Source organism: Comamonas sp. E6 (genome assembly GCF_001010305.1).
Classification (GTDB): Bacteria; Pseudomonadota; Gammaproteobacteria; order Burkholderiales; family Burkholderiaceae_C; genus Comamonas; species Comamonas thiooxydans.
Map to the genome: position 1 here is coordinate 48,271 of NZ_BBXH01000022.1, position 22,086 is coordinate 70,356.

General features: G+C 63.0%; 17 protein-coding genes and 2 tRNA genes. 13 read left to right on the forward strand and 6 right to left on the reverse strand.

Annotation, left to right across the window (positions count from 1 at the left end; all coding sequences use genetic code 11):
* Positions 1-129: 129 nt before the first annotated feature.
* The 4 genes from hppD to CSE6_RS19145 all read left to right on the forward strand — a co-directional run bounded on the left by hppD (position 130) and on the right by CSE6_RS19145 (position 6,255).
* Positions 130-1,251 (forward strand): 4-hydroxyphenylpyruvate dioxygenase, encoded by a 1,122-nt coding sequence (hppD, locus tag CSE6_RS19130; RefSeq protein WP_012839929.1) that lies wholly within the window; start codon positions 130-132, stop codon positions 1,249-1,251.
* A 301-nt stretch (positions 1,252-1,552) separates the two neighbouring features.
* A complete protein-coding gene (locus tag CSE6_RS19135; RefSeq protein WP_059441280.1) occupies positions 1,553-2,587 on the forward strand; it encodes a tripartite tricarboxylate transporter substrate binding protein in 1,035 nt (344 codons plus the stop codon).
* Between the two features lie 94 nt (positions 2,588-2,681).
* Positions 2,682-3,566, forward strand: a complete 885-nt coding sequence (gene phhA / locus CSE6_RS19140) for a phenylalanine 4-monooxygenase (RefSeq protein WP_059441249.1) — start codon at positions 2,682-2,684, stop codon at positions 3,564-3,566.
* A gap of 199 nt (positions 3,567-3,765) precedes the next feature.
* On the forward strand, positions 3,766-6,255 hold the full coding sequence (locus tag CSE6_RS19145; protein ID WP_238585744.1) for a DUF3772 domain-containing protein: 2,490 nt from the start codon (positions 3,766-3,768) through the stop codon (positions 6,253-6,255).
* Here CSE6_RS19145 and CSE6_RS19150 read toward each other — a convergent pair.
* The gene (locus CSE6_RS19150; protein ID WP_052052784.1) at positions 6,195-7,178 is read right to left on the reverse strand and encodes a triacylglycerol lipase; all 984 of its coding nucleotides are present in this window, start codon (positions 7,176-7,178) and stop codon (positions 6,195-6,197) included. The two genes, CSE6_RS19145 and CSE6_RS19150, sit on opposite strands and share 61 nt — an antisense overlap.
* Before the next feature lie 204 nt (positions 7,179-7,382).
* On the opposite strand from CSE6_RS19150, the gene CSE6_RS19155 reads away from it, so the two are divergent.
* The 5 genes from CSE6_RS19155 (at position 7,383) to CSE6_RS19175 (ending at position 10,974) form a co-directional block, all read left to right on the forward strand.
* Positions 7,383-9,092, forward strand: a complete 1,710-nt coding sequence (locus CSE6_RS19155) for an AMP-binding protein (RefSeq protein ID WP_059441250.1) — start codon at positions 7,383-7,385, stop codon at positions 9,090-9,092.
* A gap of 66 nt (positions 9,093-9,158) precedes the next feature.
* A tRNA-Val gene (locus tag CSE6_RS19160) sits at positions 9,159-9,233 on the forward strand.
* A 6-nt stretch (positions 9,234-9,239) separates the two neighbouring features.
* A tRNA-Val gene (locus tag CSE6_RS19165) sits at positions 9,240-9,314 on the forward strand.
* A gap of 160 nt (positions 9,315-9,474) precedes the next feature.
* Entirely contained in the window at positions 9,475-9,927 is a 453-nt protein-coding gene (locus CSE6_RS19170; RefSeq protein ID WP_059441251.1) for a bacteriohemerythrin, read from the forward strand.
* A gap of 84 nt (positions 9,928-10,011) precedes the next feature.
* A complete protein-coding gene (locus CSE6_RS19175) occupies positions 10,012-10,974 on the forward strand; it encodes an MBL fold metallo-hydrolase (RefSeq protein ID WP_034391117.1) in 963 nt (320 codons plus the stop codon).
* 7 nt (positions 10,975-10,981) lie between these two features.
* On the opposite strand, the gene CSE6_RS19180 is transcribed toward CSE6_RS19175, so the two are convergent.
* Positions 10,982-11,257 carry a DUF2798 domain-containing protein gene (locus CSE6_RS19180; RefSeq protein WP_034404330.1) on the reverse strand — a complete coding sequence of 92 codons (276 nt, stop codon included), beginning with the start codon at positions 11,255-11,257 and terminating at the stop codon, positions 10,982-10,984.
* Positions 11,250-12,050, reverse strand: a complete 801-nt coding sequence (locus tag CSE6_RS19185) for a siderophore-interacting protein (RefSeq protein WP_034354633.1) — start codon at positions 12,048-12,050, stop codon at positions 11,250-11,252. Before CSE6_RS19185 ends, CSE6_RS19180 begins: the two co-directional genes overlap by 8 nt.
* Before the next feature lie 67 nt (positions 12,051-12,117).
* Between CSE6_RS19185 and CSE6_RS19190 the strand changes: the two genes are divergently transcribed.
* From CSE6_RS19190 to CSE6_RS19200, 3 genes are all read left to right on the forward strand, one after another.
* Positions 12,118-12,561 (forward strand): MarR family winged helix-turn-helix transcriptional regulator, encoded by a 444-nt coding sequence (locus CSE6_RS19190; RefSeq protein ID WP_059441252.1) that lies wholly within the window; start codon positions 12,118-12,120, stop codon positions 12,559-12,561.
* Positions 12,562-12,899: 338 nt separating this feature from the next.
* Positions 12,900-15,257, forward strand: coding sequence for a catecholate siderophore receptor Fiu (locus CSE6_RS19195; RefSeq protein WP_059441253.1), 2,358 nt, complete (start codon positions 12,900-12,902; stop codon positions 15,255-15,257).
* 200 nt (positions 15,258-15,457) lie between these two features.
* On the forward strand, positions 15,458-16,138 hold the full coding sequence (locus CSE6_RS19200; RefSeq protein ID WP_059441254.1) for a Fe2+-dependent dioxygenase: 681 nt from the start codon (positions 15,458-15,460) through the stop codon (positions 16,136-16,138).
* Positions 16,139-16,165: 27 nt separating this feature from the next.
* Here CSE6_RS19200 and CSE6_RS19205 read toward each other — a convergent pair whose 3' ends face one another.
* The 3 genes from CSE6_RS19205 to CSE6_RS19215 all read right to left on the reverse strand — a co-directional run bounded on the left by CSE6_RS19205 (position 16,166) and on the right by CSE6_RS19215 (position 21,492).
* A complete protein-coding gene (locus CSE6_RS19205) occupies positions 16,166-16,738 on the reverse strand; it encodes a DUF4124 domain-containing protein (protein WP_034404338.1) in 573 nt (190 codons plus the stop codon).
* Positions 16,739-16,946: 208 nt separating this feature from the next.
* Positions 16,947-19,157: a TonB-dependent receptor domain-containing protein gene (locus CSE6_RS19210; protein WP_059441281.1), complete on the reverse strand. Its 2,211-nt coding sequence runs from the start codon at positions 19,155-19,157 to the stop codon at positions 16,947-16,949.
* A gap of 355 nt (positions 19,158-19,512) precedes the next feature.
* The gene (locus CSE6_RS19215) at positions 19,513-21,492 is read right to left on the reverse strand and encodes a lytic transglycosylase domain-containing protein (RefSeq protein ID WP_034354648.1); all 1,980 of its coding nucleotides are present in this window, start codon (positions 21,490-21,492) and stop codon (positions 19,513-19,515) included.
* 15 nt (positions 21,493-21,507) lie between these two features.
* On the opposite strand from CSE6_RS19215, the gene CSE6_RS19220 reads away from it, so the two are divergent.
* Positions 21,508-22,080, forward strand: a complete 573-nt coding sequence (locus CSE6_RS19220; protein WP_003067985.1) for a 5-formyltetrahydrofolate cyclo-ligase — start codon at positions 21,508-21,510, stop codon at positions 22,078-22,080.
* Positions 22,081-22,086: the final 6 nt, after the last annotated feature.

Here is a 22,086-nt window from a genome sequence, read left to right on the forward strand (position 1 = left end):
TTCATGCATTGATCTGTTTGCAGCCAAGGCATTTTTGCATGAAGCTTGTCCACGCCCTGTCCTACAGTGCATCCATCGTCGACACCTGTTCTTCATGTGTTGCGCCCCTACCCGATGGAGACCTCTGCCATGAACGCCCCACTGACTCAAAGCAACGCCAGCCAGTTCCAGACCTGGGACAACCCCATGGGCACGGACGGCTTCGAGTTCGTCGAATACGCGGCCCCCGATCCCGTGGCCATGGGTCAGCTGTTCGAGCGCATGGGCTTTCAGGCCATCGCCAAGCACCGCCGCAAGAACGTGACCCTGTATCGCCAGGGCGAGATCAACTTCATCATCAATGCAGAGCCCGACAGCTTTGCCCAGCGCTTCGCGCGTCTGCACGGCCCCAGCGTCTGCGCCATCGCCATCCGCGTCAACGACGCCAAGTACGCCTATGAGCGCGCCACCTCGCTGGGTGCCTGGGGCTATGCCCAGCAGGCCGCCCCCGGCGAACTGAGCATTCCCGCCATCAAGGGCATTGGCGACTCGCTGATCTATTTCATCGACAAATGGCGCGGCAAGAATGGTGCCAAGGACGGTGACCTGGGCAATATCAGCTTCTTCGACGTGGACTTCGAGCCTCTGCCCGGTGCCGATCTGCACCCCGAGGGCCTGGGCCTGACCTATATCGACCACCTGACCAACAACGTCTACCGCGGCCGCATGGCCGAGCTGGCCGAGTTCTACGAGCGCATCTTCAACTTCCGCGAGATCCGCTACTTCGACATCGAAGGCCAGGCCACAGGCGTCAAGAGCAAGGCCATGACCAGCCCCTGCGGCAAGATCCGCATTCCCATCAACGAGGAAGGCAACGACAAGGCCGGCCAGATTCAGGAATATCTGGACATGTACCACGGCGAAGGCATACAGCACATCGCGCTGGGCTCGACCAATCTCTACGACACCGTGGACGGTCTGCAGATGAACGGCATCAAGCTGCTGAACACCAGCGAGACCTATTACGAGCTGCTGCCCAAGCGCATCCCGGACCTGCAGGAACCCATTCCCGAGCTGCTGGCGCGCAACATCCTGGTGGACGGCCAGCCCGGCGAGCTGCTGCTGCAGATCTTCAGCGAAAACCAGCTGGGTCCCATCTTCTTCGAGTTCATCCAGCGCAAGGGCAATAGCGGCTTTGGCGAGGGCAATTTCAAGGCCTTGTTCGAGACCATGGAACTCGACCAGATGCGCCGCGGCGTGCTCAAGACCTGAGCCAGATCAACGGAGCCTGCCATGCGCCACCTCGGCCTTCACCCGCCTCGTCTGCTCGCTTGCAGCATGGCCGGCGTGGGCTCCGGCGCTACGCAATACATCAAAAAGATACCAATGGTTACCACTCCATCAAACGGACCATGTGGCGACCGATTTCCGTCCCTATACTTCCCGCCATGCTGCACTGCCGCATCCACGCCTGACGTGAGTCGGCGCAGCCAGCTTCAACGCCCGGAAGGATCCAGTGTCGCGCCCCCATCAGCCCCCCGCTACAGCCCCCGAGGACTGCAGAGCACCGAGGCTGGACGCGCCTGCCGACACCTGGCGCCTTTCCCGCCGCCAGGCCATGAGCCTGGCGGTGGCTTCGGCGACCTCCCTGATCGCGGACAGCGCGCATGCTGCCCGGGATGCGAGCGCCCTGCCGTCGAATTCCAGCCGCAGCCGCAACGAACTCTCGCTGGTCGTTCCCTATGCGGCGGGCGGGCCGCTGGATCGGGCAGCGCGCAAGCTGACGCAGGAAACCACGGCCCTGGGCAATATCAATGTACTCAATGTCGCAGGCGACGGTGGCGCCACGGGTGCAGCCATGGTGGCCAGAGCAGGAGCGCGCGAGCCCATGCTGCTGATGGGTGCCGTGGCCACACATGCCATCCTTCCCTGGCTCAACCCCCAGTTGCCCTACGATCCGCTGCGCGACTTTCAGCCGCTGACACTCGTGGCCCGCATGCCTCATGTGCTGGTCATGCGCAGCGAACTGGCCATGCAGTGGCGCATCTACACGCCCGAGGATTTGCTGCGCTTCATGTCCAAGCACCGGCAGCCCCTGCGCTATGCCTCGGCGGGCAACGGCAGCATCGGCCATATCGCGGGCCAGTGGTTCCAGTCGCTGACCCAGGTTCCGCTCCAGCACCTGCCGTTTGGCGGGGCCAGACCGGCTCTGTCGGCCTTGCTCGAGGGCACGGCCGATCTGATGTTCGACAACATTGCCTCGGCTCTGCCTCATCTGCGGGCCGGCAGGCTCAAGGCCATTGGCGTGACCTGGCGCTCGCCGCTGCCGGCTCTGCCGGAAGTGCCCAGCCTGGACGACAGCATCAAGGGCATGAATCTGACTACCTGGTTCGGCATCTTTGCCACTGCCGGCATCACGGACAGCCAGGCCAAGCGCTGGTCGGAGACTTTTGCCCAGACGCTGCAAAGGCCCGATATACAGCAGTACTTCGACGCCATGGGCGTGGTGCGCGACGACCTGCGTCTGCAGGACTTTGCCCGCCTGGTGCAGGCCGAGCATGCGCGCTACGGACAGCTCGTCAAGCGCGCCCAGATACAGATGCACTGAGCCAGCTTTCGGCTCGCTTCTCCTTTTCCCTGCTGCGCCCCGGCCACGAGCTCTGGCCGCAGCCTTCGCGACCCCTCATCTCAGGGAGTACCTTATGAACAGCATCCAGAACAGCACCGCCATGACCGGCGGCATCGGCGCGGCCCCCGTCGTCTATGGCCAGTCCGATCGCCCTCCACGCGGCGACTACACGCGTGCCCATGCGGACTACACCTGCACGCAAGACTATGCCGCCTATACCGAGGCCGAGCATGACACCTACCACCGCCTCTACGAGCGCCAATCCGCGCTGCTGCCGGGCCGCGCCAGCCAGCATTTCATCGACGCCCTGCCGTCGCTGGGCGCCAAGGAGCGCATTCCGCGCTTCGAGGAAATCAACGAGCGACTATTCAAGGCCACGGGCTGGGAGATCGTCGGCGTTCCAGGTCTGATTCCCGAGGTACCGTTCTTCTCGCTGCTGGCCCAGCGCAAATTCCCGGTCACGGACTGGATACGCAAGCCCGAGGAGTTCGAATACATCGTCGAGCCCGACGTCTTTCACGACCTCTTTGGCCATGTGCCGCTGCTGTTCAACCCCGTCATGGCCGATTTCATCCAGGCCTACGGACAGGGCGGCCTCAAGGCCGCCGAGCTCGGCGCCTGCGAGATGCTGTCGCGCCTGTACTGGTACACGGTGGAATTCGGTCTGATCCGTGAGAGCGGCGGCGTGCGCGCCTATGGCGCAGGCATTCTCAGCTCTGTGGGCGAGCTGGAGTACAGCGTCAACAGCCCGCAGCCGCACCGTTTGCCGCTGCAGCTGGAGCGCACCATGCGCACGCTCTACAAGATTGACACCTATCAGCAGACCTATTTCGTGATTGACGACATGCCCCACCTGCTGAACCTGGCCGATACCGACTTTGCACCTCTGTATGAGCAGCTGCGTCAGTTGCCCACCATTGGCGCCAAGGAGTTGCTGCCCGGCGAGCAGCTGATTTAGTCAGCGGATGTATACCGGCACGCGCCTTGGCAAGCGCGAGGTCACGCGCCGAATTTTTAGATGAAAATTCGGCCCTACTCCTTTCCCCAAAAGCGCCTAAAGCTCCATTTTTAATAGCAATTGACGCCGAATATCCAGGCTGCAAGCCCTGTATGACTTGGCTGCGCCCTGAAACCCTGACCGCAGCATTGCACCTATAGTGAGCGCCAGAGGCAAACTGCCGCCCACTCACTTCTTCACAATGCATTACCGCTGCAACCAACTGCTGCGCTGGCTTTTAGCGCTCCAACTTTGCATAGGTCTGGCCGTCGCGGCCGAGCTGCCTGCCAATGGCGATATCCAGACCACGTCCATCGCCCAGATTCAACAAGCATCGAACACCCTGGACAAGGTACGCCAGTCGCTCGATGACGCCGACACATCCGAAACGCTGCAGGCACTGTCCGAAAAAGCCCTGCAGTCCAAGCGCGATGCCGACAATGCCGTCACGGCGCTGGAGCCGCTGCTCAAGCAAATCGACGCTCGCATTGCCCAGCTGGGTCCGGTGGCCGAAGGCAGCGAGGAATCCCCCGAACTGAGCCTGCAACGCAAGGATCTGGCGCAGCAGCACAGCGAGCTGGACTCCGCGCTCAAGCGCGGCAAGCTGTTGTCCATGGAGGCCAAACAGACCACGGACAGCATCGAGAAAATCCGCACCCAGCAGTTCAACGCACAGATCGCCCGCAAAGTGGCATCGCCGCTGTCGCCCTCGCTGTGGAAGCAGTTTGCCGAACATCTGCCAACCGACCTGCAGCGCATTGCGGCCCTGACACGCCAGGGCCAGGCCAGCTTTGCGGCAGCCATTGCCGAACATGGCTGGTCGGCCACGCTGACCGGCATTGCCCTGGCGCTGTTTGTGATGTTTCCGCTGCGCATCGGCCTGCGCTATGCAGGCCGCAAATTTGCGGCCTCCGAACGCGCACCCAACGGACGGCTGCGCCGCACAGGTCTGGCTGTCTGGATGCTGGTAGTGGGTACGGCCCTGCCCGGCCTGGCCAGTCTGATATTCATCGAGAGCCTGCGCTCCATAGACGCGATTGCACCGCGCCTGCAGACCGTGGCCGATGCTTGGATTCAATCCTCATTTGTCGCCGCCTTCTTCCTCTCCGTCAGCGCCTGCCTGCTGGTGCCCAAGCGTCCGACCTGGCGACTGCTCAACATCGACGACATCGCCGCCCCTGCGCTCACACGCTTTGCCTGGGGAGCCGCCGGTCTGACCTGGTTCTCCATGATGCTCAACGCGGTGGACATTGCCGCACGCACCAGCGCCGTCAGCAGCGTGGCCCTGGACGGACTGATTGCGCTCGTCTATGCCTTGCTCATCATGTCGGTGCTGATGGTCATCAACAAGCAACGCAAGCGCCAGCAACTGGCCGAGCGCGAGAAGGCCGCTCATCATGGTGACGATTACCGGCCTGCGGCAACCAGTCGCTGGCTGATGCTGGCCTGGCTGGGCGGGCATCTGACGGTGCTGGCCGCGCTCATCGCAGCGCTGATCGGTTATCTGAACTTCTCGGTATTCGCAGCCACGCAAATGGTCTGGATCACTGTGGTGGTTCTGGCCACCTCGCTGCTGATGAAGTTTGCCGACGACCTCTTTACCTGGCTGTGCTCCAGCGAGAGCCGTATCGGCCAGGGCTTCGCTGCCGGCACGGGGCTCAAGCCCTCGCGCCTGGAGCAGGTCGGCGTGCTGTTGTCGGCTCTCACGCGTGTCTGTCTGTTGCTGCTGGGGCTGATGGCGCTGATCGCGCCCTTTGGCAACTCCAGCAGCCTGATCGTGCTGGCCGATACGCTGACCAACGGTCTGCCTGTGGGCGACTCCTTCCTGCGCCCCATGACGATCTTGCGCGGCCTGCTGGTGCTGGTTGCAGGCCTGACCGTGTTTGGCGCCCTGCAGCACTGGCTGGTGGAAACCTATCTGCCCAAGACCGAGCTGGATATAGGCGCACGCAACTCCATCAGCACCGTGGCCCGCTATATGGGCATTTTGCTGTCCGGCCTGTGGACGCTGGCGGCCCTGGGCATAGGCTTTGAAAAAGTGGCGCTGCTGGCCAGCGCCTTGTCCGTCGGCATCGGCTTCGGTCTGCAGGCCATCACGCAGAACTTTGTCTCGGGCCTGATTCTGCTGGCCGAGCGCCCCGTGAAGCTGGGCGACCGCGTGCGTATCGGCGATCAGGTCGGCGACATCCGCCGCATCAGCGTGCGCGCCACCGAGATTCAGACCGATGACAAATCCACCGTCATCGTGCCCAACTCGGAGTTCATCACCAAGTCCGTGCAGAACCTGACCATGGATGGCGCGCTGGGCCGCATCTCGATCGCGTTCTCGGTGCCGCTGAACACCGATATCGTCAAGCTGCGCGAGGTGCTGCTGGGCCTTTATGCCGAGCATGAGGCCGTGCTGAGCACCCCTGCTCCTTCAATGTATGTGGACTCCATCAATGGCAGCGTGGTCAACATCACCAGCTTCGGCCATGTCTCCAGTTCGCGCAATGTCTACAGCACGCGCAGCGACCTGCTGTTCGGCCTGCTGCAGCGCTGCGCCGAGCAGCAGATCGCTCTGGTTTCCGCCACCGACATCCACCTGATTCAGGACCCGCAGGCCCGTGCCCCGGCGTCGGCTGCGGAGGCGCCCACCTCGGCTGCCTGATGCCCGCTCTGCAATTGCGTCTGCAACTGCAGGCAGTGCTGCCAGACCCGAGGATCGAACAGCAGCTGCATATGCGCTGCATCGTCGACCTGATGACACTGCGCATTCGGCAAGATCGCAAGGTCGGGGGGGAAGACGATGTTGTCGCTGCTGCTGCACCAGCAGCTGAATGACACATCCTGGGGCGGCGGCCCCAGCCGCTGCAGCCAGTCGCTGCCTTCGCGCATATCCACGGCCGGCAGGCGCTGCGCAAACCGCGCCAGCCAGGCTCCGCCATGCGGCGTGGCCACGGTGACCACATGGGCCGCATGGCGCGCACGCTCATCAGCATCGAGCCGATTGAGCCAGGCCCGCACCACCAGACCGCCCATGCTGTGCGCAACCAGAAGAGGGGCACGGCCGGTTTGCTGGACCATGGCTTTCACGCATCTGTCGAGATCGTCCACCATGGCATCGACTGGACTGCCATGAGCCGGCTCCAGCGTCACGGCCATGCAGGGAATACCGCGTGCCTTGAGCCTGCGCAGCCACACGGTCCACACGCCACGGTTGCAGAAATAGCCATGCACCAGTAGCACGCCCACCTGCCCTTGCACCTGCTTGCCCTCGCGATCCACAGGCACTCCATCGGGCTCTGCATGCTCGCCAAAAGGAATCTGCCAGCCGAACAGCCGCCAGGCCCAGCGCCACTCGGCAAACCAGGCCCGCAACGCGACCATGGCAGGCGGCAGCGGCAATCCACGACCGCGCAGCACCGCACGCATCATCAGCATCTGCGTGCCCAGCTGCAGCCCGGCTCCGCTCGCAATCAGCCCCGCGCCCAGCAATGCCACAGCCACTGAGCGCGGCCACCAATAGCTGCACCAGAGCAACAGCGCCAGCCAGCTTCCCATCACCACACAGCGCCAGAACCAGGTATTCAAAGCTGCTCCTCCTCAGAACGTGTTTGCGTTCTCGGACCCAGCGTAGCAAGCATGCCGCTCCACGCCTAGGACAAGCCCCCGTAGACCCTGACAGACCGCATCCGCAGAATCAGCCGCAGCGCAGGTTTTGCACGCTGGCCTTCTTTGTTCAACCCGCCGCCCTCTTCCCTGGACGACGAGCGGCTTCTGCAAGGTACCTCTTCTATGGACGCTGCCGCTCCCTGGTTCAAGAACTATCCGCCCAATGTGCCGCACGATGTGCAGCCCGAACAGTACCGCTCGCTGGTGCACCTGCTCGAAGAAGCCTTCAGCCAGCATGCAGAGCGGCCGTTTTCGGTCTGCATGGACCGCTGGATGAGCTATGCCGAGCTGGACAGGCTATCCGCACAGATGGGGGCCTGGCTGCAGAGTCTGGGTCTGGAGCCAGGAGCGCGCGTGGCCATCATGCTGCCCAATGTGCCGCAGTTCGCCGTCAGCATGGCCGGCGTGCTGCGAGCAGGCTTTACCTGCGTCAACGTCAACCCGCTCTACACCGCGCGCGAGCTCGAGCATCAGCTCAAGGACTCGGGCGCCACGGCCATCATCATCCTGGAGAACTTTGCCCACACCCTGGCCCAGGTGCTGGAGCGCAGCCATATCCGCCATATCTGCCTGACCAGCATGGGCGATCTGCTCGGCGGCCTGTACGGCAGCTGGATCACCTTTGCCGTGCGCCATCTGGCCAAGATGGTGCCGGCCTTTGACCTGCCCCTTGGCTCGGATTCAGGCGCCGGCAGCCAGCAGCGCCAGGTCACCCAGTTCAGCAAGGCGCTGACCGAGGGCGCAGGACGCAAGCTCATCCCCAGCACGGCCACGCTGGACTCGATTGCCTTTCTGCAATACACGGGCGGCACCACAGGCCTGTCCAAGGGGGCTGTACTGACCCATCGCAATATCGTCGCCGCCACGCTGCAGGCCCATACCTGGTTCACCCCAGCGCTGGAAGGCAGGGTCAAGGCCAATGAAACCCATATCGTGGCGGCCTTGCCGCTCTATCACATCTTCGCGCTCACCGTGAGCCTGTTCGCCATGCGACTGGGCGGCAGCCTGAGTCTGATTCCCAACCCGCGCGATATCCCGAAATTTGTGAAGGTGCTCAGGAAGCGGCCCTTCCATGTGCTGCCAGCCGTGAACACCTTGTTCAATGCGCTGCTCAACAACCCGGAGTTCCGCCAGCTCGATTTCTCGCAGTTGTTCATCTCCCAGGCCGGCGGCATGGCGGCGTCCGAAGGCACGGCGCGTCAGTGGCAGCAGACCACGGGCTGCGCCATGATCGAAGGCTGGGGCATGAGCGAGACCTGCGCCATAGGCACGAACAATCCCGTGACCAACAAGGAGTTCACCGGCACCATAGGCCTGCCTCTGCCCGGCATCTCGATCGCCATCAAGGACGATGAAGGCCACGACCTGCCAAACGGCCAGGCGGGAGAGCTCTGCATCAAGGGCCCCAACGTCATGCACAGTTACTACAACCAGCCTGCAGAGACCGCCAAGGCCTTCACGGCCGACGGCTATATGCGCACCGGCGATATCGGTGTGCTGGACGACGAGGGATACACCCGCATCATCGACCGCAAAAAGGACATGATGGTGGTCAGCGGCTTCAACGTCTATCCAAACGAGCTGGAGAACGTCATCTCCATGTGCCCCGGCGTGCTCGAATGCGCAGCCGTGGGCGTCAAGGACGATCAGCAGGGCGAATCGATCAAGGTCTATGTGGTGCGCAGCGACCCCTCGCTGACGGAAGACCGGGTCATGCGCTACTGCCAGGAGCAGTTGACGGGCTACAAACGGCCACGCTATATCGAGTTCCGCGACGAGCTGCCCAAGACCAACGTGGGCAAGATCCTGCGGCGCGAGCTGCGGTCAAACTGAGTTTTTTCAGAAAATTTACGAGTTTTCCCGAAGACTTCCAAAGTTGCTGCTAGAATTGCGGTCTTCGGGTGATTAGCTCAGCGGTAGAGCACTGCCTTCACACGGCAGGGGTCACATGTTCGATCCATGTATCACCCACCAGTTAAAGCGCGATTAGCTCAGCGGTAGAGCACTGCCTTCACACGGCAGGGGTCACATGTTCGATCCATGTATCGCGCACCAGACAAAGCCTCTTGAATTTCGGTTCAAGGGGCTTTTTCTTTGCCCGCACGGCAGACCGCCCCCCCTCTTTTGGAGGATGCCTGCCCACCGATACGGCTTGCATAATGGTCTTCAGAGACAAGCTGCGCGCACTCCGAAGCATTCACAAGAAGACATTGCCATGAGCCACACCGCCACCCTGGTCTGGGGAGACCATCTGCTCATGGGCCACGGGCCCATGGACGAATTGCACGAGGAATTCGTCGAGCTGATTGCCCTGCTGCAAACCGCCGAAGACAGCGAGCTGCCCAGTCTGCTGCAAGCCATGGAAAGCCATCTGCAGCACCACTTTTCCGAAGAGGACCAATGGATGCTGAGTACCGGCTTCCCTCCACGCGACTGCCATATCGACGAACATGCGGCCGTGCTCAAGTCGGTGGCAGAGGTCCGCGTCAAGCTCGCCGAAGGCAATGTAGCCCTTTGCCGCGATCTGACCAAGGCCCTGGTGGACTGGTTTCCCGGCCACGCCACGCATCTCGACTCGGCCCTGGCGCACTGGCTGTCCAAGCAGCGCTTTGGCGGCAAGCCCGTGGTGATTCGCCGCAACATCCTGCCTTCGGTCGAATCGCACTGAGCAGCTCGCCCACGCGACAGCTGCGTGATGAGCGGTCTGCTAGGCTTGTGCAAAACACAAAGCACCGCACAGGAGACCAGTCCGATGAATGCATCCCCGGCAATGCATGTCCCACTGCCGCCCGGCATGACCGTGCTGGAGCGCGGCTGGCTGTCGGCCAACAATATCGTCTTTGCCGCGCAGGCCGGCGATGCCGAAGGTGCTGCCGTCATCGACACCGGCTATGTCACGCACTCCGCACAAACACTGGCGCTGATCGAAAGCACGCTGGAAGGTCAGCCGCTGGCGCGCATTCTCAACACCCATCTGCACAGCGACCATTGCGGAGGCAATGCTGCACTACAGCAGGCTTATCCACAGGTGCAGACCTTTATCGCACCAGGCCAAGCCGAGCAGGTACGCAGCTGGGACGACGCCGCCCTCAGCTACGCCCCCACGGGCCAGGAATGCCCACGCTTTGCCATCACGGGCCTGCTGCAGCCAGGCAGCGCGGTACGCCTGTCGGGGCGCGACTGGCAGATCCATGCAGCCCCCGGCCATGATCCCCATTCGGTGATTCTGTTCGAGCCTGACAGCCGCATCCTGATCTCTGCCGATGCGCTATGGGAAAACGGCTTTGGCGTGGTCTTCCCCGAGATCGAAGGCATTGCCGCCTTCGACGAGGTCGCCGCAACACTGGACGTGATCGAGCGGCTGAAGCCCCGCCTCGTCATTCCCGGACACGGCGGCTTGTTTGGCGATGTGCAGGCGGCTCTGGGCATTGCCCGCAAGCGGCTGGCAGGCTTTGTCCAGTCTCCGGAACGCCATGCCAGCTATGCCGCCAAGGTACTGCTCAAATACAAGCTGCTGGAGTGGCAAAGCATCAGGGTGCAGGATCTGCAGGACTGGGTTTGTGCCACCCCCTATTTCGGCATCCTGCACCAGAGCTACTTTGGCGCGCAGACCGCGCAGCAATGGCTGGAAAGCCTGATCGAGAGTCTGCTTGCCAGCGGCGCGGCCGAGCTGCGGCGCGATGCAACCGGTACTCCCATCCTGCTCAATCAGTGAGGAGCGCTCAGTGCTGCACGGTGGCGACAACCAGCCGCATGACCAGCGGACGCACCAACACCACGCAAGCAAAGGCCGAAGGCATGGCCAGCGCATAGGCCTTGAGCACTCGCCATCCATAGCCCTCCCCCAGGCCGCCGTTGGCAGCCACGATGATGCAGCACATGAAGAACGCCATGATCAGCGCCATGTAAAAGGCAAACACCAGGGGTGTGTAGCGCTTGTGCAGCTTGCGACGCAGTATTGCAGTGAGTCGTGAAGGCGGACTTGGCTCTTCAGTCATTCGCGCTCAGTTCCTCGTGGTGGGCGGCCTCGCCCTGCTTCCAGTAGGACGCAATCCGCATGCGCTTGGGATTGGCTCCGGGCTTGGCCAGGATGCGCTTGCGCAGATCGGCCATGGCACGATTCTCGCCTGCAGCCCAGACAAAGCCCTCGCCTTCGGGCAGTTCCAGAGCATCCACCGCATCGGCCAGCGAACTCACCCACTGCAGGTCCAGCGCTGCGGCGCTGCTCCAGTGGCGTTGATCGACCTGATTGCCGATCTGCACCCGCACGATGGCGCGGCTGCCGGCCGGCAGCTCCGCCAGACGGCGCTCCATCGCGGGCATGGCGCTTTCATCGCCCAGCAGCACATGCCAGTCCAGATCGGCGGGCACGACCAGGCTGCCGCGCGGGCCGGCCAGACCCAGCCACTGACCAATGGGGGCTGTGCGTGCCCATTCCACGGCGGGGCCCGAGCCATGCTCGGCGAACTCCAGCTGCAGCGTGTTGCGGGCGGCTTCGTAGTTCAGCGGCGTGTAGTCGCGCATGGTGGGGCGCTCGCCGGCTATATGCGGGCGACCGTCGACCATCTGCGGCAGATTGGGCCTGTCCATCCCGGCCTGGGGCAGGATGAGCTTGGTATGGTCGTCAAAGCCCGCGCTGACAAAGCCTGCCAGTTCGGGGCCGCCCACGGTCAGGCGGATAAAGCCGGGGCTGAGCTGCTCGCGCGCCAGCAACTGCACATGGCGGGAGCGAAATTCGTGACGTACACGCTGCATGATGGACACTGTCTCGGTGTTGGACATGATTTTCATTAAGTTGATAAAGTCCACTAAATATCCATCAATAAGTTGACTAAGTCAACAAACAACCTTTCCCACCATGAGTTCATCCATCGCTGCCGAAGTGTTCGAGGTGCTGCACGATCTGCTGCACCTGTTTCGCGCGCGCCTGCTTGAGTCGCTTGAAGCGGTGCAACCGGGGCTGACCTTCAACGAATTCCGCATCCTCATGCACACCGGTCGCCACCCCGGCATCACTCAAAAGGAACTGGTCGAGCACAGTCACACCGACAAGGCCCAGATGGCGCGCACCCTGGCCCAGTTGCAGGACAAGGGCTGGCTGGAGCGCTCTGCCAGCGAAGCCGACAAGCGCGTACGCTGCCTGCAGCTCAGCACCAGGGGACAGCAGTTGTTCGACCAGCTCAGAAGCCGGCGCGAGCAGATAGCCACCGAGCTGCTCAGCGACTTTCCTGCGGCCCAGCAGGCCTTGTTGCATGATTTGCTGCTGCAGGCCAGGGACAGCGCCCAGACTACGCGACCGTAAATACTCTAAAAAAGAAGCAGCCAACGCATGCTGCTCGATGATTTCAATGCTCTAGCACCTTGAAATGCAGATAGAAAAGGCGGTAGTAGCTCTCATATTCGAAGTGAAGCGAGCGCCCGCCTATCCCGACCATGTTGCTATGCAACAACGCCGAGCATGATTCTCCGTAAACTTTCGCAAAGTTATATTAAGAATCATTATCATTCGCTGCATTCGTACCCGAGTACGCTTTAGCCAGCCAGGACTTCGCCCGGACGCCACCCGCGTCTGCGCTCGCATCACAAGTGCAGACAGCCAGTACCAGCCAGCCAACTGTCTTCACTTCCAGTCCTTTCAACATGGCTCAATCCAACATCTATATCCAAAGCCGCAAGCATTCCGCGGGCCGCTTGCCTTCCTCCGCCGGCCTGGTCGCCTGCGCCACCGTGCTGGCCGGCGCCACGCTGGCACTGCCAGCGCAGGCCCAGTCCACAGAAACCACGCTCAAGGAAGTCAAGGTGGAAGGCAAGGCCGACACCGGCTACACGCCCGGCCAGCTGTCCTCGCCCAAGTTCACCCAGCCGCTGGTCAACACCACGCAGACCGTCAACGTCATCAAGGAGCAACTGCTGCAGGAGCAAGGCGCCACCACGCTGACCGAGGCACTGCGCAATGTGCCCGGCGCCGGCACCTTCTACGCGGGCGAGAACGGCAACACCAGCACCGGCGACGCCGTCTATATGCGCGGCTTCGACAGCTCCAGCAGCATCTATGTGGACGGCGTGCGTGACATAGGCTCGATCTCGCGCGATATGTTCAACATCGACCAGGTCGAAGTCACCAAGGGCCCGGCCGGCACGGACTACGGCCGCAGCGCCCCCACAGGTGCCATCAATCTGGTGAGCAAGCAGGCCAATCTGAACAACAGCTTCGGCGGCTCCCTGGGCCTGGGCTCGGCCAGCTACAAACGCGCCAGCATCGACCTGAACCGCGTCATCAATACCGAGACCGGCACGGCCGTGCGCCTGAACGCCATGGCGCAGGACGCCAATGTGGCGGGCCGCAACGGCATCGAGAACAACCGCTGGGGCATTGCGCCCTCGTTCGCCTTCGGCCTGAACTCGCCCACCCGCGTGTTCGTGAACCTGTTGCACATCAAGCAGAGCAATGTGCCCGACGGCGGCGTTGCCACCATCGGCCTGCCTGGCTACACCTCTCCCGACGCTGCGGGCTATGCGGGCCGCCGCGCCTTTCTGGATTCTGCAGCACGCGTCAACAGCAAGAACTTCTACGGCACGGCCTCCGACCACGACGATGTGACGGCCAATATGGCGACGCTGAAGGTAGAGCATGACTTCTCGTCCACCACCAAGCTGCGCAACACCACGCGCTGGGGCGAGACCAAGCAGGACTATCTGCTCTCGGCCATCATGGGCCAGGGATATTCTGCGGGCGGCGTGCTTGGCAGCAATTCGCTGCAGACTCCCAACCCCGCCGATCCATCCACATGGTCGATGGCGCGCCTCATCAACACCAAGGATCAGGTCAACCGCATCCTGACCAACCAGACCAATCTGAGCACCAGCCTTGCCACCGGCAGCGTGCAGCATGATCTGAGCCTGGGCCTGGAGCTGACGCGCGAGGAACAGACCAATTACGGCCTGGCCACCTCGGGCTCGGTACCCAGCCGGGTCAGCGTGTACAACCCCGACGCCAGCGTCACGCTGCCTGCCTATGTACGCAACGGCGCCGACAGCAAGGGCAAGACCGACACCGTGGCGCTGTATGCCTTCGACACGCTGAAGTTCAACGACCAGTGGCAGGCCAATCTGGGCCTGCGCCTGGACCGCTACAAGACCTCGTACAACGCCATGGCGGTCTGCACGGCCACCTCGACCACCCAGCCCTGCGGCAGCAACCCTGCTGGCACCGTGGTGCCCACCACCTCGGACGGCCTGAGCAAGTCCGGCACCTTGCTGAGCTGGAAGGCCGGCCTGCTCTACAAGCCCGCGCCCAATGGCAGCGTGTACATGAACTACGCTCTCTCGCAGCAGCCACCGGGCGGCAGCAACTTTGCGCTGTCGGCCGCCCTGAACAATGCCGCCAACCCCAATATGGACCCGCAGAAAGCCAAGACGCTGGAGCTGGGCAGCAAATGGGAGCTGATGGAAAAGAACCTGATGCTCAGCGGCGCGCTGTTCCGCACCGAAGTGACCAACGAGATCGTCACCAACTCCGACGGCACCGTGGGCCAGACCGGCAAGAAGATCGTGCAGGGCCTGGAGCTGGGCGTGATCGGCCAGATCAACAAGGCCTGGGGCGTGAGCGCGGGCTACACCGTGCAGAACACCAAGGTCGACACCGGTGCCCTGGTGGCAGCCGACGCCAGCAACGGTCTGACCTATACGCCCAAGAATGCCTTCAGCCTCTGGAGCACCTATCAGCTGCCCTTCGGCCTGACGATTGGCGGCGGCGCGCGCTATGCGGGCGGCCTCAAGCGCGGCACCGACGGTGCCGTGGGCACGCCCAGCCACACGGACTCCTACTGGGTGTTTGACGCCATGGCCAGCTACCGCGTGAACAAGAATCTGGACATCCAGCTCAATGTCTTCAATCTGTTCGACAAGGACTATGTGGCGGCCATCAACAAGAGCGGCTACCGCTACTTCCCCGGCATTGCACGCTCGGCCCGTCTGACGGCAAACTTCAAGTTCTGATTGGAAGTTCTCCCCCTGAGGCGCTGACGCGCCTTCCCCCTCTCTGGCGCTGAGCGCCGGAGGGGGACGACATCTTCGCTGCGGGGCGGCCCTTGCTTGATGTCTCTTACCTGGGTCGCGCCGTCTTCAGCGACAGCGATCCACTTTCCGACCTGCAGCCTCGCCCAAGCGGGGCGTCTCCATTTCAAAAGATTCTCACCATGATGCTGCACATCCCCAATGTCCTGAGCCGCGAGCAGGTCGCCAGCATGCGTGCCGCCATAGCTGCCGCCGACTGGGTCGACGGCCGCGCCACCGTGGGCAGCCAGGGCGCCCAGGTCAAGCGCAACCGGCAGCTGCCCGAGCACTCGCCCGTGGCCCAGGAGCAGGGCCGCATCATCTTGCAGGCGCTGGCCGCCAGCCCGCTGTTCTTCAGCGCCGCCCTGCCCGCGCGCACCATGCCGCCGCTGTTCAACCGCTACAGCGACAGCGAGACCTACGGCCTGCATGTGGACGGCGCGGCTCGCCGCGTCGCGGGCTCCGAGCAGTGGCTGCGCACCGATGTGTCCTGCACGCTGTTTCTCTGCGAGCCCGAGGACTACGAGGGCGGCGAGCTGGTCGTGGTCGACACCTACGGCACGCACGAGGTCAAGCTGCCTGCGGGCGACCTCATTCTCTACCCGTCAACCAGCCTGCACCGGGTCGAGCCAGTGACACGCGGCGAGCGGATCTGCTCCTTCTTCTGGGCCCAGAGCATGGTGCGCGACGATGCACGCCGGGCCATGCTGTTCGAGATGGATCAGGCCATCACGGGCCTGCGCGGAAAGTTCGGTGAAACCGAGGAAACCGTCAGCCTGACCGGCCACTATCACAACCTGCTGCGCATGTGGGCCGAGACCTGAGAAGTTTTCTGAAACCGGCCGAGCAGCTCAGGGCCTGTGCTTTTCGGCGCAGCCGACCAGATGGTTGTGCATGCTGGTCATGCACTGGTACATATCGCGCGAGCGGCCCGTGGCGGCCTTGCAGTCGCTGACCGTGGCCTGGGAGCGCAGCTTCACGAAGTTGCCCGCCGAGCTGTCGTACTGGGCCTGGGTGATATAGCCGCCCCTGAGGTTTTTCTGGCCGTTTTCCAGCATGGTCTCGATCTGGCTGCGGATGTTGTCCACCGCCAGCGCGCAGTTCAGCGCCACTTCCTTGCCGTCGACCTTTCTCAGGCCCTGGGCCAGACCGTCGGCCATTTCCTGAGCGCCCTTGGGCAGCTTCCTGGTGCCGTCGGGATTGCGTGTCTCCGGTCCTTCGCCAAAGCGCCCCGCGCCCGCCCCCGAGCTGCCGTTGGGCGAGACCTTTACCTGCGATGCATCCGCCTGCTGTGGCGGCAGCTGCGAGCCGTAATGCGTCTGCCCTTGCGCATCCACCCATTTGTAGACGGGCTGTGCCGTCAGGGCACCGGCCCAGACCAGCCCCAGCGTGGCGATGAGCACGCGGCCTCTTGCTGTTGACATTGCGACTTCCCCCTCATTCGGTGCTGGTCTGCCATGCGCAGAACCAGTATTTGTAAAGAAGTGTAAGCAATAATCAGCAGTATGAAAACAGGAGCTGCCTGCGCTTTTTCATCAATGGTTTCAGACATAAAACAGTTTGAAACCGATGATTGAACTGCGCTGACAGCTCCTGATTCAGAAGCTCATGCCGCTTGTGAGGCGCTCAGCATCAGAACTTCATGTTCGCCGTGATCCAGAAGGTACGACCGGCCTGGGTCACGCCCGACACACTCTGGCCGCCCTGGAAATAGCTGTTCACCCAGGTCGGCGTGCCGTTGACGCTCACCTGCTGATACTTGCGGAAGTCCTTGTCGAACAGATTGAAGATGCTGGCGTTGATGCTCAGGCTCTTGTTGACCTGATAGCTGCCGCCCAGATGGAACAGCGCATAGCCCTTGATATCGCCCACGGCGTCATACACGTCCCTGTTGGCCTTGCTCAGATTGTCGTAGGAGCCGCTGAAGCGCGGGCTCTTGCCACGGTACTCGCCGCGCGCCCACAGGCGCCACTGGCCGGTTGGCGTCCAGTCCAGCTGCACATTGGCAATGTGCTTGGCGGTGTTGGCGAGCTGGCCGTTCTTGACGCCGCTCTCGATCACCTCGCTATTGGTCCAGGTGTAGCCGGCCTTGACGGCCCAGTCCTTGGCCAGCTGGGCGCGGCTGCTCAGCTCCAGACCCCAGGTCTTGGCCTTGTCCACATTGATGGAGTAATCGGCCGTGGGGTTGTATGCGCAGCTGGAGATGTAGACCGAGCCAGGCTTGTTAGGATCACAAGAGCCGCCCGAGGCGATCTTGTCCTTGACATCGTTATGGAAGAAGGTGGCCGCGCTGGTCCAGCCCGCCTTGTTGTCGAACAGGGCCGACAGCTCCACATTGGTGCTGGTCTCGGGCTTGAGATTGGGGTTGCCGATGCTGATGGTCTGGCCCTGGCCGGTCACGCCGCTGACACCGTCGATCAGCTGATTCAGGCGCGGCGCCTTGAAGCCCTGGCTCACGCCGCCCTTGAAGGTCCAGTTCGTCGTTGCATCCCAGACCAGATAGGCTCGCGGGCTGAACTGGCCGCCAAAGGCATCATGGTGGTCATAGCGGCCGCCCAGCGTGGCGGTCAGGCCCTCGCGCAGACGCCATTCGTCTTCCACGAACAGCGCCCACATGGTCTGCTTGTGGCTTTGCGGCAGCAGCCCGTCCTTGAGCTTGGCATCCCAGAACTGGCCGCCCACGGTCAGCATATGGGCATCGCCCACGGGCGCCACCAGCTTGCTGTCCAGCACCAGATTGGTGGTCTTCAGTTCGCGATCGGCGCCGCCGCGTGGGTCGCCCTTGGGCACCGATGCGCTGGGAATGGTGCGGCCAATGGTCTCGGTTTCGGTATGCATCAGGCTGCTTTCCAGCGTGCCGAAGCCCAGGCGGCCGGTATGACCGATGCTGACCTGATCGCGGTTGAAGCGCAGGGCGTCGCGGTAGCCGGGCAGTGCTGGATCGCCATTCTTGTCGACAGGATTGAGTGCATCACGGCTGCCCAGACGACCATCCTCGTTGTTGTACCAGGTGCGGGCCTGGTCCACGTCCAGCCAGATGTCGTGATAGCGGCTGGGCGTCAGCGTCAGCTTGGCGCCCAGGCTGTGCTGGCGGCTTTGAGCTGGCGCGGGGTTGCGCGCCTGTGCGGGCTGGGCGGCGCCTGGGGCCAGCACCCAGTCGGCGGCATCGCGGTTGAAGGTGCTGCCGCGCACGGCCAGACCCAGCAGATCCTGCTTGATGGGGCCGTTGATGTAGAAGCTGCTCCTGTACTGGTTGCCCCATTCGCTGTCTTGCGGAATGCCGGCGCCCACGCTGACTTCGCCGCCCCACTCCTTGCTGACCTTGCGCGTGATGATGTTGATCACGCCGCCCATGGCGTCCGAGCCATAGAGCGTGGACATGGGGCCGCGAATGACCTCGATACGCTCGATGGCCGACATGGGCGGCATGAAGCTGGTCAGTGCGGCGCCGAAGCCGTTGGGCGTGACGTCGCCCGCCACGTTCTGGCGGCGCCCGTCGATCAGGATCAGCGTGTAGTCGCTGGGCATGCCACGGATGCTGATGTCGAGACCGCCGGTCTTGCCGGTGCCGCCCATCACATCAATGCCTTCCACGCCCTGCAGGGCTTCGGCCAGATCGCGGAAGTTCTTGGTCTCAAGTTCCTGGCGCGTCACGACGGAGATGGAGGCTGGGGCATTTTTCAGCTCCTGCTCGAAGCCGGAGGCAGAGACAACCACCTCCTCCATGGTGGACTCCCTGGCTTGTGCAAAAGCATTGCCGGCGCATGCGGCGGCAGCGGCCAGGGCCAGTAAACGGGGTTGCCAGCGAATGTGGCGGGCACGGCTGAGAGCTGCGTTGGACATGATGACTCCTCGGCCTGCCTCGGGCAGGTCGTTCACAGATACGGGTAGGAAGCGGCGGCCCGGTGGGCCTTCTGGACAGCTGGCTGGCAGCTAAAGGGAGACAAAGCCGAGGTTGTATGTGACGTTATGGGCTCTGACGGTTGCAATTATGTACTTTTGTAAACGCAAACCAGTCTCATTCGCCATCTGTTTGTAGGTTATTCACCTACAAGTGGCTTTGCATGCTATTTCACGCGCGCCTCGGCGCGGGTCTTGTTCGAGCCCTTGAAGCGTTCAATAAAAAAGCGCTCCACACCTTTCGGGCAGAGCGCTTTTCACTATCATTAAATGAGCATCAGCTCATCGAAACACCCGCTTATGGCAAGTCCTTCATGGTCTCGGGATCATTGGCCGGGCGCGGGCCTACGGTGCCCAGTCGGCTTTTGAGCGACTGAGGCTGGCCGGTGATCAGCGCCGCATAGTTGGTGGTGTTGGAGAGCACCTTCTTCACATAGTCGCGGGTCTCGCTGAAGGGCACGTTTTCGGCCCAGATGGCGGCATCCAGCGTGGGTCCGTTGCGCCAGTTGCGCGGGCGGCCCGGGCCGGCGTTGTAACCCGCGGCAGCCAGCGCCATCGAACCTTCGAAGTCATCCAGCGCCAGCTTCAGATAGGAGGTGCCGATGGTGATATTGGTGTCGCGGTCGTTGATCATGTCGGGAGTGAAGCCCGTCATGCCGATCTTCCTGGCCGTCCAGCGCGCCGTGGCCGGCATCACCTGCATCAACCCCGAGGCGCCCACACCCGAGCGTGCATCCATGATGAAGCGGCTCTCCTGGCGGATCAGGCCATAGACATAGGCCGGGTCCAGCCCGATATTGCGCGACTTGGCCAGCACCGTGTCGTGATAGGGCATGGGAAAGCGCTGCTTCCAGTCGGCAAAGGTCTTGGTGCGCTCGCTGGTGTTGATGCAGCGATCCCAGACCTGGCGCTCGCAGGCCAGATCGGCGGCCGCATACAGTTCGCGATCTTCCATGCCTCCCGGCTGGTGCAGATTGGTGGAGTAGTTCCACTCGCGCACGCCTTCGCTGCGCAGCCCCATGCCAATCGCATACAGGCTGCGGCTCAGGCCGGGGTTGCTGCGCGCCGCCGCCTTTTCCTGCGCCGTCAACGGCGCGGGCGCGGGCGGCACGGTGATGCGCTGGCCGATTTCCTCCAGCGCCAGCTGCTCGTAGAAGCTGCTGCTGCCGGCCGTGTCCTCCAGCAGTTGGCGGGCTTCGGCCTTTTCCTCGGCATTGGGGCGGCCCGCCAGCATGGCCTTGGCCTTCCAGTAGGCCCAGGTCGGGTCGGTGCGCTCCGGCCCCATGGCGTCGATGGCACGACGCACGGCCTTCCAGTCGCCGGCGCGCAAGGCGGCGCGGGCCTTCCAGCCCAGCAGATCGTCGCTCAGATCCTCGTTGCGGCGCACCTTGCCAAAGTAGCTATTGGCATCGGGCGAGAGCTTGAAGGCGGCCTGCTTGCCGGCCACGGCCCAGGCCCAGTTGCGCTCCTCGCCGTTGAGCTGGGCACCCCAGCCGCCGTCGATCTGGGTGGCAGCCGCATCGGGATCGCTGGCCGCCATGCGGATCAGGGCCAGCAGGGCCAGTTCCTTGCGCTCGCGGCCGCGCGCCTTGCTCTGGCCTGCCAGGTATTTGGCGGGCGAGGCAAACACCTGCGCCACCTGGTCGGCGGCCTCGGGGGCGACGATGGCCACCGCATCACGGGCCGCCTTCTGGCGATTGTTTTCGGTGGCCACACGGGCACGGCGCCAGACATCGGCGTCGGTGATCAGTTTGTTCGCATACAGCTGGCCGGCGGCCGTGGTGCAGCCGTCATCGGCATCTTTTTGCGCCATCCACAGATCGCGCACCTGCTGGCCCACATTGGGCGCGCCCCGGCCTTGCAAGGCGTCGGCCAGCAGGGCGTAGCAGGTGACGGACTTGTCGTCGCGCATGCGGAACTTGGGATAGACCTGGCCGAAGGTACTCCAGTCACGCTGCTTGCCCAGCAGCAGCAGCCAGTCGTTGCGCAAGCGGTCTTCGTGGTAGGTGCCGGCATAGCGGTTCAGAAAGCCCTGGATTTCATCGGGCGACGCGGTTTCCAGGCGGTTCTTGAGTTCCCAGTAAGCGGCCCAAGGTTCGAGGGGGTGACCGGCAGCCTGTGGCAGGAGCTGGGTAAGCGCCGTCTGATTGCGGCTGCGGAATGCTTTTTGCATATCCAGCAACACGGCGTCGCCCGGGTTTTGTGCCTGCGCAAACGGAGCAGCTACAGTCAACAGGGAAGCCGCACAAAGCGGTGTCAAAATCTTCAGCCAGTGCATGGAGGAAATTATCCGATGGACAAAGCAGCGTTACGCCGCAAGTTGATTGAACTGCGCCTCAACCTTCCAGATCGCCTGCAACGCGCCGATGCGCTGCAGCAGGTGATGCGCTTTTGGCTGATGGAGCGGCCCGATACCGTGATTGGTGCCTACTGGCCCATCAAGGGTGAATTCGATCCGCTGCCAGCCCTGCATCGCTGGAAGGAAGATGGCGAGCTACAGGGTACTCCACAAAGGCGCAGGATCGGGCTGCCGGTGATAGACAAACAGCGCAAGACGCTGAGTTTTCACGCCTGGTACCCCGGTTGCCCGATGGAGGAGGACGCCTATGGCATTCCCAAGCCCAAGGATACCGAACTGCTGGTGCCTACGCTGCTGTTTGTCCCCTGCGTAGGCTATGCGGCCGGCGGCTACCGCCTCGGCTATGGTGGCGGTTTCTATGACCGCACGCTGGCCGAGCTGAGCCCACGCCCCTTCACCGTGGGTCTGGGCTACACCAATGGCTATGTCGATGACTTCCAGCCCGAGGCCCATGACCAGCCGCTGGACGCCATCCTCAACGACAACGGCGTAGTCTGGCCCGTCTAACCTTTG

Bases quoted from the DNA above. Each gene is read 5' to 3' on its own strand.
- hppD (WP_012839929.1), top strand. From the start codon at position 130: ATGAACGCCCCACTGACTCAAAGCAACGCCAGCCAGTTCCAGACCTGG.
- phhA (WP_059441249.1), top strand. From the start codon at position 2,682: ATGAACAGCATCCAGAACAGCACCGCCATGACCGGCGGCATCGGCGCG.
- CSE6_RS19155 (WP_059441250.1), top strand. From the start codon at position 7,383: ATGGACGCTGCCGCTCCCTGGTTCAAGAACTATCCGCCCAATGTGCCG.
- CSE6_RS19170 (WP_059441251.1), top strand. From the start codon at position 9,475: ATGAGCCACACCGCCACCCTGGTCTGGGGAGACCATCTGCTCATGGGC.
- CSE6_RS19175 (WP_034391117.1), top strand. From the start codon at position 10,012: ATGAATGCATCCCCGGCAATGCATGTCCCACTGCCGCCCGGCATGACC.
- CSE6_RS19180 (WP_034404330.1), bottom strand. From the start codon at position 11,257: ATGACTGAAGAGCCAAGTCCGCCTTCACGACTCACTGCAATACTGCGT.
- CSE6_RS19185 (WP_034354633.1), bottom strand. From the start codon at position 12,050: ATGAAAATCATGTCCAACACCGAGACAGTGTCCATCATGCAGCGTGTA.
- CSE6_RS19190 (WP_059441252.1), top strand. From the start codon at position 12,118: ATGAGTTCATCCATCGCTGCCGAAGTGTTCGAGGTGCTGCACGATCTG.
- CSE6_RS19195 (WP_059441253.1), top strand. From the start codon at position 12,900: ATGGCTCAATCCAACATCTATATCCAAAGCCGCAAGCATTCCGCGGGC.
- CSE6_RS19200 (WP_059441254.1), top strand. From the start codon at position 15,458: ATGATGCTGCACATCCCCAATGTCCTGAGCCGCGAGCAGGTCGCCAGC.
- CSE6_RS19205 (WP_034404338.1), bottom strand. From the start codon at position 16,738: ATGTCAACAGCAAGAGGCCGCGTGCTCATCGCCACGCTGGGGCTGGTC.
- CSE6_RS19210 (WP_059441281.1), bottom strand. From the start codon at position 19,157: ATGTCCAACGCAGCTCTCAGCCGTGCCCGCCACATTCGCTGGCAACCC.
- CSE6_RS19215 (WP_034354648.1), bottom strand. From the start codon at position 21,492: ATGCACTGGCTGAAGATTTTGACACCGCTTTGTGCGGCTTCCCTGTTG.
- CSE6_RS19220 (WP_003067985.1), top strand. From the start codon at position 21,508: ATGGACAAAGCAGCGTTACGCCGCAAGTTGATTGAACTGCGCCTCAAC.